Consider the following 14,333-nt stretch of genomic DNA (forward strand, 5'->3'; position numbering starts at 1 on the left):
CCTGTCGATGGGCACGACGCTGTGACCTGGATCGCGAACATACAGAACGGATGGTCTGTATGTTGAGCTTTCTGGCAGTTCTGGCGCCCCAAACGATCACGCTCCCCGGAGGGTTCCTGTGCAGTCCGCGCTCTACGAGGCCGACCACGAGGCGTTCCGCGCGATGCTGCGCGACTTCCTGGCCAAGGAGGTCGTCCCGCACCACGCGGCCTGGGAGGACGCCGGCGTCGTCGACCGCTCGGTCTGGCTCAAGGCCGGCGAGCACGGCCTGTTCGGCATGGACGTCCCCGAGGAGTACGGCGGCGGCGGGGTCTCCGACTTCCGCTACAACGCCATCCTGTCCGCGGAGATCAGCCGGGTGGGCGCCAGCGGCCTGGGCTTCACGCTGCAGAACGACGTCGTCGCCCCGTACCTGATCGGGCTCACCACCGACGAGCAGAAGCAGCGCTGGCTGCCCGGCCTGGTGAGCGGCGAGATCATCACCGCCATCGCCATGACCGAGCCGGGCGCCGGTTCCGACCTGCAGGGCCTGCGGACGACGGCCCGCCGGGACGGCGACGAGTGGGTGCTCAACGGCTCGAAGACCTTCATCACCAACGGCATCAACGCCGATCTGGTCATCGTCGTCGCCCGCACCGATCCCGAGGCCGGGGCGCGGGGGTTCTCGCTGCTGGTCGTCGAGCGGGGCATGCCGGGCTTCCAGCGCGGGCGCAACCTCGACAAGGTGGGCCTCAAGGCCCAGGACACCGCCGAGCTGTTCTTCGAGGACGTCCGGGTGCCCGCGGCCAACCTGCTGGGCACCGAGGGGCACGGCTTCTTCCACCTGATGGAGAACCTCCCGCAGGAGCGGCTGTCCATCGCCGCGGGCGCCGTCGCCTCCGCCCGGATCGTGCTCGACCTGACCGTCGAGTACTGCAAGGAGCGCACCGCGTTCGGGAAGCCGATCGGGAAGTTCCAGAACACCCGGTTCGAGCTGGCCGAGATGCACACCGAGGTCACGATCGCCGAGACCTTCCTGGAGAAGGCGATCCTCGAGCACAACGCCCGCCGGTTCACCGCCGAGGACGCCGCCATGGCGAAGTGGTGGACGACGGAGCTGCAGAAGCGCGTCGTCGACCGGTGCCTGCAGCTGCACGGCGGCTACGGCTACATGCTCGAGTACCCGGTCGCCAAGGCGTTCATCGACAGCCGCATCCAGACCATCTACGGCGGGACGACCGAGATCATGAAGGAGATCGTCGGCCGTTCCCTCGGCGTCTGACCCCGCCCCCCAGGGGCCAAAGTGGCCACTTTGGCCCTTCCGGACCATCCCGAGAGGACCCGCATGACCGCCGAGGCGTTCATCTACGACGCCGTGCGCACCCCGCGCGGCAAGGGCAAGAAGACCGGAGGGCTGCACTCGGTCAAGCCGATCAGCCTGACCACCGGCCTGATCGACGCGGTCCGCGACCGCAACCCCGGCCTCGACCCCGCGCTGGTCGACGACATCGTCCTGGGCGTCGTCTCGCCCGTCGGCGAGCAGGGCGCGGTCATCGCACGGACGGCGGCGCTGGCCGCGGGCCTCCCCGACACCGTGGCCGGCGTGCAGATCAACCGCTTCTGCGCCAGCGGGCTCGAGGCCGTGAACCTGGCCGCGCAGAAGGTGCGCTCCGGTTTCGAGGACCTGGTGTTCGCCGGCGGCGTCGAGTCGATGTCCCGCGTCCCCATGGGTTCGGACGGCGGCGCGTGGCCCATGGACCCCGAGACCGCCGCGCGCACCGGCTTCGTGCCGCAGGGCATCGGTGCCGACCTGATCGCGACGCTGGCCGGCTGGAGCCGTGAGGACGTCGACGCGTACGCCGCCGAGTCGCACGCCCGCGCCGCGAAGGCCTGGTCGAACGGCTACTTCGAGCGCTCCGTCGTCCCGGTGACCGACAAGAACGGCACCGTCGTCCTCGACACCGACGAGCTCGTCCGCCCGGGTACCACGGTCGAGTCGCTGGCCGGCCTGCCCTCGGCGTTCGCCGGTATCGGCGACATGGGCGGCTTCGACGCCGTCGCGCTGAACAAGTACCACTGGGTCGAGCGGATCGACCACGTGCACACGGCCGGCAACTCCAGCGGCATCGTCGACGGCGCCGCGCTGGTCGTCGTGGGCACCGAGGAGGCGGGCAGCCGAAACGGGCTGACCCCGCGGGCCCGCATCGTGAGCACCGCCGTGTCCGGGGCCGACCCGGTCATCATGCTGACCGGCCCCGCGCCGGCGACGCACAAGGCGCTGGCCAAGGCCGGGCTCACCGTCGACGACATCGACCTGGTCGAGATGAACGAGGCCTTCGCCGCCGTCGTCCTGCGGTTCATGGCCGACACCGGCTTCGACCACGAGCAGGTGAACGTCAACGGCGGGGCCATCTCGATGGGCCACCCGCTGGGCGCGACCGGCGCCATGATCCTGGGCTCGCTCGTCGACGAGCTCGAGCGGCGCGACCTGCGCTACGGCCTGGCCACCCTGTGCGTCGGCGGCGGCATGGGCATCGCCACCGTCGTCGAGCGAGTCTGAGGAGCACCCCCGAATGTCTGACAGCACCATCCGCTGGGAGCAGGACGCCGACGGCGTCGTCGTCCTCACCCTCGACGACCCCTCGTCGTCGGCGAACACCATGAACGACGCGTACGTGCGGTCGATGGGCGAGACGATCGACCGGCTCGAAGCCGAGAAGGAATCGATCCGCGGCGTCGTCCTGACCAGCGCGAAGAAGACCTTCTTCGCGGGCGGCAACCTCGGCAGCCTGATCCAGGCCACGCCCGAGACCCGCGACCAGGTCCTCGCCCAGGTGACGCTGGTGAAGAGCCAGCTGCGCCGGCTGGAGACGCTCGGCGTCCCGGTCGCCTCCGCGATCAACGGCGCCGCCCTCGGTGGTGGCCTGGAGATCGCCCTGGCCACCCACCACCGCGTCGTCCTCGGCGACCCGAAGGTCAAGCTCGGCTTCCCGGAGGTCACCCTCGGCCTGCTGCCCGGCGGTGGCGGGATCGTCCGCTCGGTGCGGCTGCTCGGCCTGACGACGGCGCTGCTCGAACTGCTGCTCCAGGGCCAGCAGATCCGCCCCGAGAAGGCGATGGAGCTCGGGCTGGTGCACGAGACCGCGGCCGACCGGGACGAGCTGCTCGCCAAGGCGAAGCAGTGGGTGCTCGCGAACGAGAGCGCGCAGCAGCCCTACGACGTCAAGGGCTACAAGGTGCCCGGTGGCACCCCGTCCACGCCGTCGCTCGCGTCGAGCCTGCCCGCGTTCCCGGCGAACCTGACCAAGCAGCTCAAGGGCGCGCCCTACCCGGCGCCGTACGCGATCCTGTCGGCGGCGGTGGAGAGCCTGCAGGTCGACGTCGACACGGCGTTCACCGTCGAAGGCCGCTACTTCGTCGACCTCGTCGTCGGCCAGATCTCGACCAACATGATCCAGGCGCTGTGGTTCGACCTGAACCGGATCAACGGCGGTGGCTCGCGGCCGTCCGGCCCGGAGCAGTACACGGCGGCCAAGGTCGGCGTGCTCGGCGCCGGGATGATGGGTGCCGGCATCGCACACGCGTTCGCGAAGGTCGGCGTCGACGTCGTGCTCAAGGACGTCACCGTCGAGGCGGCCGAGAAGGGCAAGGCGCACGTCGCGAGCCTCGTCGGCAAGCAGGTCTCGCGCGGCCGCATGACGCAGGAGAAGGCCGACGCGTTCCTGGCCCGCATCACGCCCACCGGCGACGCCGCCGACCTGGCCGGCTGCGACGTGATCGTCGAGGCGGTCTTCGAGGACCAGGCGCTCAAGCACCGGGTGCTCAGCGAGGCGGAGGCGAACGCGCTCCCGGACGCCCTGCTGGCGTCGAACACGTCGACCCTGCCCATCACCGGTCTCGCCGAGGGCGTCTCGCGGCCGGCCGACGTCGTGGGCATGCACTTCTTCTCGCCCGTGGACAAGATGCCGCTGGTCGAGCTGATCGTGGGGGAGCGCACCTCCGACGAGGCGCTCGCCCGTGCCTACGACGTCGTCCGGCAGATCGGCAAGACGCCGATCGTCGTCCAGGACAGCCGCGGCTTCTTCACCAGCCGGGTGTTCGGCACGCTCGTCATGGAGGGCGCCGCCCTGCTGGCCGAGGGCCTGGCGCCGATGAGCGTCGAACGGGCCGCCCTGCAGGCGGGCTTCCCGGCGGGGCCGCTCACGCTGCTGGACGAGGTCACGCTGACCCTGCCGCTGAAGATCCGGGACGAGGCGGCGAAGGCCGGCGCCACGGACGACCACCCGGGCGTCGCCGTGCTGCGGGCACTGGTCGAGCAGGGGCGCACCGGCAAGTCCGCCGGGAAGGGCTTCTTCGACTGGGAGCCGGAGAAGCGGGTGTGGCCCGGTCTGACGGAGCTCTTCCCGTCGTCCGACGCCGTGCCCTTCCGGGACGCGCAGGAGCGGCTGCTGTTCGCGATGGCCGTCGAGACCGCGCGCTGCGTGGAGGAGAAGGTCCTCAACTCGGTGGAGGACGCCAACATCGGCTCGATCATGGGCATCGGCTTCCCGCCCCTCTACGGCGGCGTGCTGCAGTACGTCGACCAGTACGAGGGCGGGGTGGCCGGCTTCGTGGCGCGCGCCGACGAGCTGGCCGACGCCTACGGCGAGCGGTTCCGGCCCCCGGCCATCCTGCTCGAGCGGGCCGTGCCGGCGGGCAGCCTCCGTGCGGCGGTGGCGGGCTGACCGACGTCGAGGTGCGCCGCACGCCGCTCCGCCGCACCCAGGCGGAGCGGCGGGCGGCGACCCGCGACGCCCTCGTCCGCGCGACCGTCGAGTCGCTCGTCGAGCTCGGCTACGCGCACACCACGACGCAGGAGGTGCAGCGCCGGGCTGGGGTCTCCCGCGGCGCGCTGACGCACCACTTCACGTCGAAGGCGGACCTGGTGCTGGCCGCCGTCGACCACCTCTACGAGGAGTTCAGCGGCAGCGTCCGGGAGGCCGCCGCCGAGCTGCCCGACGAATCCGTGGCCCGCGTGCGGCTCGGGCTAGAGCTGGTCTGGCAGCGGTTCCACGGGCCGCTGTTCGTCGCGGCCATGGAGCTGTGGACGGCGGCCCGCACTGACCCCGAGCTGCGGGCGGCGCTGCTGCCGCACGAGCGGCGGCTCGGTGCCCAGCTGCGGGAGCTGGCGTTCGAGGTGTTCGGCGAGGAGGTCGCCCGCCACCCGGCCGCCGAGTCGGTGTACCAGGTGCTGCTCACGTCGATGCGCGGCCAGGCGCTGACCTACGCGCTGCAGCCGGATGCCCCGCGCGGCCAGTTCCTCCAGCACTGGCTGACCATCGTCGAGGCCCTCACCCCGACGTCCCTGCAGCGACGTGCGGTGCCGGACGTCCCGTGACGACCCCAGGAGATCCCGTGCCCGACGAGACCCGCACCCCCGTCCTGGCCGGAGTCGGGCAGCTCCGCGCCAACCGGGAGCGCGCGGTGGACGCCGCCCGCGAGCCGCTGGACCTGATGGTGCAGGCGCTGAGTCGGGCCGGGCAGGACGCGGGCGCGCCGGAGCTCCTCCGTGCCGCCGACACGGTCTTCGCGATCCGCACCGCGAGCTGGGCCTACGACGACCTCGCCGCCTCCGTGGCGGCGAGCGTCGGCGCGACCCCGCGGACCTGCGAGAACACCGCGCTCGGCGGGCACCTGCCGGCCCGGCTGCTGGACCGGGCGGCCGCCGCGATCTGGGCGGGGGAGAGCGACGTCGCGGTGGTCGTCGGCGGCGAGGCGCAGGCGTCGGCCAACGCGCTGGCCAAGGCGGGGGTCGACCCGCGGGAGCGTGGCTGGAGCGCCGCCCCCGGCGGCCCGCCGCCGCTGGACCTCGGCGAGCTCGGTTCCGCCGAGATGCTGGCCGCTGGGCTCGTCCTCCCGCCGCGGATGTACCCGCTGTTCGAGAACCGCCTGCAGGCCGACCTCGGGCTCACCCCGCAGGAGAGCGCGGCGTGGTCCGCGCGCCTGTACGCCGATCTGAGCCGGGTGGCGGCGCAGAACCCCTACGCCTGGAACGCCGAGGGGCTGACCCCGGAGCAGGTCGGCACCGTGGGTGCCGGCAACCGCATGGTGTGCGAGCCGTACCCGCTGTCGATGAACGCGATGCCCAACGTCGACCAGGCGGTGGCCGTCGTCGTCACCTCCCTCCGGGTCGCGCGGGAGCACGGGATCCCGGAGGACCGGCTGACCTACGTGTGGGGCGGCGCCGGCGTGGACGACCTGCCCGACCCCCTGCGCCGCACCGGGTTCTCGGGCTCCGCGGCGCTGGGCCGGGCGCTGGACCGCTCGCTGGACGCCACGGGCCTCGCGATCGGGGACGTCGACCTCGTCGACGTCTACAGCTGCTTCCCGATCGTGCCGAAGCTCGCCGCCCTGCACCTGGGGCTCGACCGCGACGCGGTCCTCAGCGTCGCGGGCGGCCACTCGTCCTTCGGCGGGCCGCTCAACACCTACTCGCTGCACGCCGTCGCGACGATGGTCGAGCGGCTCCGCGCCGGGGCGGCAACGGGTCTCGTGCACGCCAACGGGGGTTACCTCTCCTACCAGCACTCCGTCCTGCTCGGCGCCCGTCCGCACCCGGAGGGGTACGTCGGCCACCCGGAGCCCGGCGCCGTGGACCACCCGGACGCGCCCCCGGTGCTCGACGCCGCCACCGCCGCGCAGGACGGGCCGGAGCTCACCGTGGAGACCGCGACGGTCGAGCACGGCCGCGACGGCGCCCCGCAGCAGGCCTTCGTCGTCGGCCGCCTCCCCTCCGGGGAGCGGGTGGCGGCCGCGACGGCCCCCGACGACCGTGCCGCTGCCGCCGAGCTGTCGCTGGCCGCCCTGCCTCCGGGCGCGATCACCCACGTCGGCCGCACCGTGCGGCTGTCCCTCCGGGACGGCCAGGCCGCCGTCACCGTCCCCGCAGGAGCTCCGGCATGACCGTGGACCAGCCCGGCGTCCTGACCGACGACACCGGGACCGCGGCGATCGGGCAGAGTGCCGACGCGTGGGGGATGCGATGACCAGGGTGGCCGTCATCGGGACCGGCTTCGGCGGGATCGCCGCCGCCGTCCGGCTCAAGCAGGCCGGCATCAGCGACCTGGTGCTCTTCGAGAAGAGCCACGACGTCGGCGGGGTGTGGCGGGAGAACACCTATCCCGGCGCGGCCTGCGACGTGCCCTCGCACCTGTACTCGCTGTCGTTCGCGCCGAAGGCGGACTGGTCGCGGCGGTTCGCCCCGCAGGCCGAGATCCACCAGTACCTGCGCGACGTCGCCCGCGACTTCGGCGTCCTGCCGCACATCCGGTTCGGGACCGAGGTGCTGGCGGCCGCCTTCGACGAGGACGACGGCGTCTGGCGCCTGACCCTCGCCGGCGGCGCCGAGCACGAGGCCGACGTCCTCGTCGCCGCGACCGGCCAGCTCAGCCGGCCGAGCACGCCGGCCATCCCCGGCCTGGACCGATTCGAGGGCACCCTCTTCCACTCCGCGCAGTGGGACCACGAGCACGACCTGACCGGCGAGCGGGTCGCCGTCCTCGGCACCGGGGCCAGCGCCATCCAGTTCGTGCCGGCCATCGCGCCCCGGACGGCGTCGCTGACGGTGTTCCAGCGGTCGGCGCCCTACGTGCTCGCCAAGCCCGACCGTGCCTACCGGGACCGGGCCAAGAGGGCGTTCGCCCGCGTGCCCGGGCTGCTGCGGCTCTCGCGCGAGGGCAACTACTTCTCCAACGAGCTGCGCTCGCTCGGCTTCAACACCGAGCCGCGGCTGCTGTTCGCGCACAAGGCCGCGTACCGGAAGCACCTGCGGGAGGCGGTGGCCGACCCGGCCCTGCGGGAGAAGCTGACGCCGACCGACCCGATGGGCTGCAAGCGCATCCTGATGTCCAACGACTGGTACCCGGCGCTGCAGCTGCCGCAGGTCGAGGTGGTCACCGACCGCATCGCCGAGATCCGGCCGCGCTCGATCGTCACCGCCGACGGCGCCGAGCGCGAGGTCGACACCATCGTGCTGGGCACCGGGTTCGCGGCCACCGAGTTCCTGCTGCCCATGCGGATCACCGGCCGGGGCGGCCGGGACCTGCACGAGCAGTGGAAGGACGGCGCCAGCGCCTACCTCGGCACCGTCGTCCCGGGCTTCCCCAACTTCTTCGTGCTCTACGGCCCGAACACCAACCTCGGCCACAACTCGATCATCGTGATGCTGGAGGCCCAGATCGGCTGGGTCGTGCAGGCGGTGCGCGCGCTGCGCGACGGCCGGGCCCGGCGGCTCGAGATCCGCCGCGACGTCGCGGAGCGGTTCGACGCCTGGGTGCAGGAGCGGGTGGGGCACACGGTCTTCGCCGGCGGCTGCCACAGCTGGTACATCAACGAGAACGGCCGCAACACGCAGAACTGGCCGGCCTCGACCCTCACCTTCCGGCGCCGCCTGCGCCGTCTCCGGCTCGAGGAGTTCGAGCCGGCACCCGTCGCCGTCGCCGGAGGGGCCCGTGCCCAGGACTGAGCACACGGATGTCGTCGTCGTCGGCAGCGGCTTCGGTGGCAGCACCGCCGCGCTCCGGCTGACCGAGAAGGGCTACCGCGTCACGGTGCTCGAGGCGGGGCGCCGGTTCGCCGACGACGAGCTGCCGAAGACCTCCTGGGACCTGCGCCGCTACCTGTGGGCGCCGCAGCTGGGCTGCTACGGCGTCCAGCGCATCCACCTGCTGCCCGACGTCCTGGTGATGGCCGGCGCCGGCGTCGGCGGCGGCTCGCTCAACTACGCCAACACGCTCTACAAGCCGCCGCCCGCCTTCTTCCAGGACCCGCAGTGGGCCGGCATCACCGACTGGGCGGCCGAGCTCGAGCCGTACTACGAGCAGGCGTCCCGGATGCTCGGTGTCACCACCAACCCGACGACCACGGCGGCCGACGAGATCTTCCGCGAGGTCGCCGAGGAGATGGGCGTGGGGGACACCGTCGTGTCGACCCCGGTCGGGGTCTTCTACGGCGAGCCGGGCGTGACCGTGCCGGACCCCTTCTTCGGCGGCGTCGGGCCCGACCGCACCGGCTGCACCGAGTGCGGCTCGTGCATGACCGGCTGCGCGGTCGGCGGCAAGAACACCCTGGTGAAGAACTACCTGTACCTGGCCGAGCGCGGCGGGGCGGTGGTCCACCCGCTGACCACCGTGACCTCGGTGCGCCCCCGTCCTAGCGGCGGCTGGGAGGTGGAGGCCCGGCGCACCGGCGCGTGGCTCGGGAAGCGCACCGTCCGCCGGTGGACGTGCGACCAGGTCGTGCTGGCCGCCGGCACCTACGGCACCCAGCGGCTGCTGCACGCGATGAAGGAGGGCGGCACGCTGCCGGAGCTGTCCCCGACACTGGGGCACCAGACGCGGACGAACTCGGAGGCGGTGCTCGCCGCCACCGGCCGCCGCGGCGGACCCACCGACTTCAGCCGGGGCGTGGCGATCACCTCGTCCTTCCACCTCGACGAGCACACGCACGTCGAGCCGGTGCGCTACGGCAAGGGCAGCAACGCCATCGGCCTGCTGCAGACGGTGCTGGTCGACGGGGGCGGGCGGCTGCCGCGCTGGCTGAAGGCGCTCGGGGTCATCGCGCGGAACCCGGGCGCGTTCGTGCGCAGCCTGTCGGTGCGCGGATGGTCGGAGCGCACGCTGATCGCGCTGGTGATGCAGACCCGCGACAACAGCATCGTCGTCTCCGGGCGGAAGGGGCGGTTCGGCCGGAGGCTCACCAGCCGGCCGGGGCGCGGGGAGCCGGTGCCGACCTGGATCCCCGGCGGGCACGAGGCCGTGCGGCGGATCGCGGCGAAGATCGGCGGTGACCCGGGCGGCGCGTTCACCGACCTGGCGAACATCCCGATGACGGCGCACTTCCTCGGCGGCTGCGTCATCGGCGCCACCCCGCGGGACGGCGTCGTCGACCCCTACCACCGCGTGCACGGCTACCCGGGGCTGTCGGTGGTCGACGGGTCGGCGGTGTCGGCCAACCTCGGCGTGAACCCGTCGCTGACCATCACCGCCCAGGCCGAGCGGGCGACGGGCCTCTGGCCGAACAAGGGCGAGGCCGATCCGCGGCCTGCTCCCGGCGAGCCCTACCGGCCGGTCGCCCCGGTCCCACCGCGCCGGCCCGTCGTGCCTGCGCACGCGCCGGGCGCGCTGCGGCTGCTCCCGCTGACGGTGGTGCAGCGCACACGGGCGAGCTGACAGGCAGAAGGGCCCCGGTCGGCTGACCGGGGCCCTTCTGCGTGGGGTGAGTGACGGGGCTCGAACCCGCGACACCCAGGATCACAACCTGGTGCTCTACCAACTGAGCTACACCCACCGTCGCTCCCCGGACGGCGCACGCGCCGGGAGGGGAACCGGAGCAACGATACCGGAGCGGGTCAGCTCCCCGACGCGGCCGGGGGTGCTGCCTCGTCGACACCGGTGCGCGGGGTGGCGTCGCCGGCCGCCAGGACCTCGGCGAACGCGCCGACGGCCTCCTCGGCGGCGCCCTTCGCCTCGTCGCTGCTGGGCCCGGGCGCCGGCACGAAGAGCGTCCGGCGGTAGTACGCCAGCTCCCGGACCGACTCGATGATGTCGGCGAGGGCGCGGTGGGCCAGCCCCTTCTGCGGCTGCGCGAAGTAGACCCGCGGGAACCAGCGGCGGGCGAGCTCCTTGATCGAGGAGACGTCGACCATCCGGTAGTGCAGGTGGTCGTCGAGCTCGGGCATGTCGCGGGCGAGGAAGCCGCGGTCGGTGCCGATCGAGTTGCCGCACAGCGGTGCGGTGCGCCGCTCGGGCACCCAGCGCTTGATGTAGGCGAGCAGCTGCTGCTCGGCCTCGGCCACGGTGAGCGTGGAGGCCCGGACCGCGTCGGTGAGCCCCGACTTGCGGTGCATCTCGACGACGACCTCGTTCATGCCGTCCAGGTCGGCGTCGTCCGCGGAGATGATCAGGTCCAGGCCGGGGTCGAGGACGTTCAGCTCCGAGTCGGTCACGACGACCGCGACCTCGATCAGCTTGTCCTTGACGATGTCGAGCCCGGTCATCTCGCAGTCGATCCAGACCAGGTGCCCTGCGCTCTCTGCCACGACGCCCGACAGTACGCACCGTGCGCACCGCTCGCCCCGTGTGTCCGGCTGATAGCGCAGGTGTCGCGATCCTGCTACTCGGAGGCTCGGAATCGGCCCTCCGCGCCGCTAGGGTCTGGGCCAGTCCACCGAGCCCGAGGAATCCCCGTGCCCCCTGCTGCCGCTCCCGCCGTCCGCGAGGTCCCTCCGGCTCCGGGCACCCTCCGCAACGGGCTGGCCCACCCGGTCGCTCTCGTGCGCTGGCTCTGGCTGGCCTACATGACCCCCGGCCGCCCGGGCCGGGCCACCACCGAGACCGAGCTGCGCTGGATCTACACCGCGTGGCTGGGTGCCTTCCTGCTGAAGATGCTCGGTTCGTCCTGGGACGTCTCGTGGCACTTCAGGTGGCTGCGCGACGACCTCGCACCCCCGCACCTGCTGAACTCCGCCGGCACGGCCGTGGTCATCGGCCTGGTCGTCTTCCACAGCTACAGCGGCTACGGCGTCGACCGGCGGGCGCTGCGGCTCATGCAGTGGGGGATCGGGACGTTCCTCGTCGCCATCCCGATCGACATCGTCAACCACCGCATCAACGGCCTGGACATCACCAGCTGGAGCCCCAGTCACGCGCTGCTCTACCTCGGGACGGCGATCATGCTCGCCGGCGCCATCCGGGGCTGGTGGCTGTACGCGGCCCCCGGCCGGGTCCGCGACCTGGTCTCGCTGGGCCTGTGGCTGTTCTTCGTCGAGAACGTCCTCTTCCCCAACCAGCACCAGGAGTACGGCGTCCTGTCGCTGGCGGCCTACCTCGACGGCCGGACGACGGCCGAGCCCCAGCTGCTGGACTTCGCGGCCTCCCAGGGGCAGACCCCGACGATGTTCATGCTGCCCGTGCCCTCGTGGGTGCACCCGGCGTGGCTGATCTGCGCCGGCCTGCTCTCGCTCGTGGTCGCGCGCAAGGTCGTCGGGCTGCGCTGGACGGCGACGATCATCGCGGCGACCTACCTCGCCTACCGGGCCGTCATGTGGCTGGGCCTGGTCGCGATGGGCTTCCCGCCCTCGGTGCTGCCCGTCGTGCTGCTCGTGGGCGCGGTCCTGGTCGACGTCGCGGTCACCCGCCGGGTCCCCGGCTGGCTGGCCGGGCTGGTCGTCACCGCCGCCGTCTACGGGGTCGCCGTGGCGCAGGAGGCCCTCGGTCTGCTGCCGCCGTGGAACTGGTGGTCGGTGCTGCCGGTCGGCGTCGGGTTCGCGGTGCTCTGGACGGCGGTGGATCTCGTGGCCCGCAGTGGCTCGTTCGCCCGCTGGCGTGCGGCGCAGGAGCCGGCGACGGAGGAGCCCCCCGCGCACGTGTGACCACGGCGCTCCGGCGCGCGCACGCCGCGTGCCCTGCCCGATGACGTAGCGTCGTGAGCAGCTGCCGGCGCCGGGTGGACCACGCACGGGCAGTGCGCGCCGGGGGGCGCCCTGCCCGGGTCCACGGCGTCCGCGGCCCCGACCGGCCCCAGACACCCGACCGCCCCGGAGGACACCCGACGTGCTGGCCCTGACCCCGGCGCCGCTTCAGACGGCGGGGGAGCGAGCCCTGTTCGGCGAGCTGACGCGCTGGGACACCGGCGCCTCGGTCCGCGCCGCCGTGGTCGCCGCCCTCCCGCTCATCGACGGGCCGCTCGGGCGGCGCATCTCCGACGCGGTCCTGCTCGTGCCGGAGGGCATCGCCGTCATCCGGATCGCCGAGGTGCTCCGGCAGTCGGGCGTGGTGAAGGCCGTCCCGGAGGGCGCGTGGACCATCGCGCCCGAGTCCGGGCCGGGCCAGGCCCTCCAGCTCTCCGGCGGCGGGTCCACTCCGCTCGACGGCCTCATGCGCGCCGGCATGGAGGTCGCCATGAAGCTGCGGCGCGCCGGCCTGGAGCCCGGCCGCATCGCCCGGCTCACCGTGCTCGTCGGCGAGGTGACCGGCTTGATGCCGGCCGACGGCGACCTCGGCGAGGGCGACCTGGTGTCGCTGCTCGAGACGCGCTCGCTGCTCCTCGGCATCGCCCGCGCCAGCCGGTACTCCGGCGTGGACAACCCCCGCCTCTGGACGACGGCCGACGTGCGCGCCGCCCTGGAGGCCCTGGAGCTGCCCGGGCGCGGCCCCTCCGTCGAGGAGCTCAACGGCGAGGGTTTCCCGTACTCGCCGTATGTCCTGCGCCGTCCGGAGCTGCTCACGCCGGCCGCGCTCGGCGCCCCCGCGACGGCGGCCCCGGCACCGGCGCAGCAGCCGGCCACCGCCCCGGCCGCGCAGGAGCCGCCCGCTCCGCCGGTCCGGGAGCAGCCCAGCCCCGAGGCGATCGCCGCGGCCGTCGCCGCGTCGGCCGCCGCCGGGCACGCCGCCGCGGCGCAGGAGGCCGCCGCGGCGCAGCAGGCCGCCGCGCAGCAGGCCCCCGCCCCGGTCGCGCCGCCCCGGGACACGGTGGCGATCGACGAGCCACCCGCCCCGCCGGACGACGGGGGCGGCATCGGCGGGCTGTTCGCCGGCGCCGAGCCCGAGCCGCCAACCGTGGGCACCGTCGTCCCGCCCCGCACCGCTGCCCCGCCCACGGCGACCTTCCAGCAGCCCGCGCCGCCGGCGCCCCCGGCCATGCCGCCCCTGTACTGGGACCAGAACCAGCAGGCGGAGGAGGCCGAGGAGCGCGCCGGGTCGCGGGGCAGGGTGCTGCTGATGACGCTCGTCGGCGTCCTCGTCGTCGCCGCCCTCGGGGTCGGCGGCTGGTTCCTGCTGCGCGACGGTGACGACGGCGGGAGCGCCGACGCCGCTCCGAGCGCACCGCAGACGCAGGACGCCGGGCCGGCGGTCGGCGACGTGCAGGTGGTGGGCGGCGCCGAGTACCGGGTCGAGGCGGTGCAGGTCGACGAGACCTGCGTGAGCCACGCCTACGGCGACACCGCGGACTTCTTCACGCAGCTCGACTGCACCGGTCTGTCCCGGGCGCTCTACTCGACGCAGGTCGACGGCGCGGCGGTGGTCGTGGCGGTGTCCCGGGTCCAGATGCCCGACGCCGCGGCCGCCCGCAACCTCCAGGCCCTCACCGACCGCAACGGCAGCGGGAACGTCAGCGACCTGCTGCGCGAGGGCGTCCGGTACACCGGCAGCCCCGACGAGCTCTCCGGCGCCGAGTACGCCAGCGCGGTCTCCGGCCCGGCGGTGACCATCGTGGAGAGCGCCTGGGTCGACGAGGACGCCGCGGGCGGGTCGGCCGAGATCGACGCGGTCGCCGAGGCGGCCCTGTCGCTGGCCACCCCGCCGTTCGAGTAGCCC

The 14,333-nt window shown here is 73.6% G+C and carries 10 protein-coding genes and 1 tRNA gene; 9 read left to right on the forward strand and 2 right to left on the reverse strand.

The window, feature by feature from the left end:
* Positions 1 to 118: 118 nt before the first annotated feature.
* From ACI78T_RS10705 to ACI78T_RS10735, 7 genes are all read left to right on the forward strand, one after another.
* Entirely contained in the window at positions 119 to 1,261 is a 1,143-nt protein-coding gene (locus tag ACI78T_RS10705) for an acyl-CoA dehydrogenase family protein (protein WP_456558076.1), read from the forward strand.
* Between the two features lie 63 nt (positions 1,262 to 1,324).
* Positions 1,325 to 2,539 carry an acetyl-CoA C-acetyltransferase gene (locus tag ACI78T_RS10710; protein WP_456558077.1) on the forward strand — a complete coding sequence of 405 codons (1,215 nt, stop codon included), beginning with the start codon at positions 1,325 to 1,327 and terminating at the stop codon, positions 2,537 to 2,539.
* A 13-nt stretch (positions 2,540 to 2,552) separates the two neighbouring features.
* Complete coding sequence (locus tag ACI78T_RS10715) at positions 2,553 to 4,703, forward strand: 3-hydroxyacyl-CoA dehydrogenase NAD-binding domain-containing protein (RefSeq protein WP_456558078.1); 2,151 nt, start codon at positions 2,553 to 2,555, stop codon at positions 4,701 to 4,703.
* A gap of 11 nt (positions 4,704 to 4,714) precedes the next feature.
* Entirely contained in the window at positions 4,715 to 5,356 is a 642-nt protein-coding gene (locus ACI78T_RS10720; RefSeq protein ID WP_456558079.1) for a TetR/AcrR family transcriptional regulator, read from the forward strand.
* 17 nt (positions 5,357 to 5,373) lie between these two features.
* Positions 5,374 to 6,921: a hypothetical protein gene (locus tag ACI78T_RS10725; protein WP_456558080.1), complete on the forward strand. Its 1,548-nt coding sequence runs from the start codon at positions 5,374 to 5,376 to the stop codon at positions 6,919 to 6,921.
* A 79-nt stretch (positions 6,922 to 7,000) separates the two neighbouring features.
* Positions 7,001 to 8,482 carry a flavin-containing monooxygenase gene (locus ACI78T_RS10730; protein ID WP_456558081.1) on the forward strand — a complete coding sequence of 494 codons (1,482 nt, stop codon included), beginning with the start codon at positions 7,001 to 7,003 and terminating at the stop codon, positions 8,480 to 8,482.
* Entirely contained in the window at positions 8,469 to 10,187 is a 1,719-nt protein-coding gene (locus ACI78T_RS10735) for an FAD-dependent oxidoreductase (RefSeq protein WP_456558082.1), read from the forward strand. The genes ACI78T_RS10730 and ACI78T_RS10735 overlap by 14 nt, the downstream gene beginning before the upstream one ends.
* A 42-nt stretch (positions 10,188 to 10,229) precedes the next feature.
* Here the strand turns inward: ACI78T_RS10735 and ACI78T_RS10740 are convergent.
* A tRNA-His gene (locus ACI78T_RS10740) sits at positions 10,230 to 10,305 on the reverse strand.
* 61 nt (positions 10,306 to 10,366) lie between these two features.
* Positions 10,367 to 11,056, reverse strand: coding sequence for an oligoribonuclease (gene orn, locus ACI78T_RS10745; RefSeq protein WP_456558083.1), 690 nt, complete (start codon positions 11,054 to 11,056; stop codon positions 10,367 to 10,369).
* Positions 11,057 to 11,203: 147 nt separating this feature from the next.
* Here orn and ACI78T_RS10750 point away from each other — a divergent pair, with 147 nt between their 5' ends.
* Positions 11,204 to 12,388: a hypothetical protein gene (locus ACI78T_RS10750; RefSeq protein ID WP_456558084.1), complete on the forward strand. Its 1,185-nt coding sequence runs from the start codon at positions 11,204 to 11,206 to the stop codon at positions 12,386 to 12,388.
* Positions 12,389 to 12,569: 181 nt separating this feature from the next.
* A complete protein-coding gene (locus tag ACI78T_RS10755) occupies positions 12,570 to 14,330 on the forward strand; it encodes a flagellar basal body-associated FliL family protein (RefSeq protein ID WP_456558085.1) in 1,761 nt (586 codons plus the stop codon).
* The last annotated feature ends 3 nt before the right edge of the window (positions 14,331 to 14,333 follow it).

The sequence above is a fragment of the Blastococcus sp. SYSU D00922 genome, assembly GCF_054050495.1.

What these genes read in the sequence shown, in the direction of transcription:
- ACI78T_RS10730 (WP_456558081.1), top strand. Translation starts at nt 7,001, where the DNA reads ATGACCAGGGTGGCCGTCATCGGGACCGGCTTCGGCGGGATCGCCGCC.
- ACI78T_RS10710 (WP_456558077.1), top strand. Translation starts at nt 1,325, where the DNA reads ATGACCGCCGAGGCGTTCATCTACGACGCCGTGCGCACCCCGCGCGGC.
- ACI78T_RS10715 (WP_456558078.1), top strand. Translation starts at nt 2,553, where the DNA reads ATGTCTGACAGCACCATCCGCTGGGAGCAGGACGCCGACGGCGTCGTC.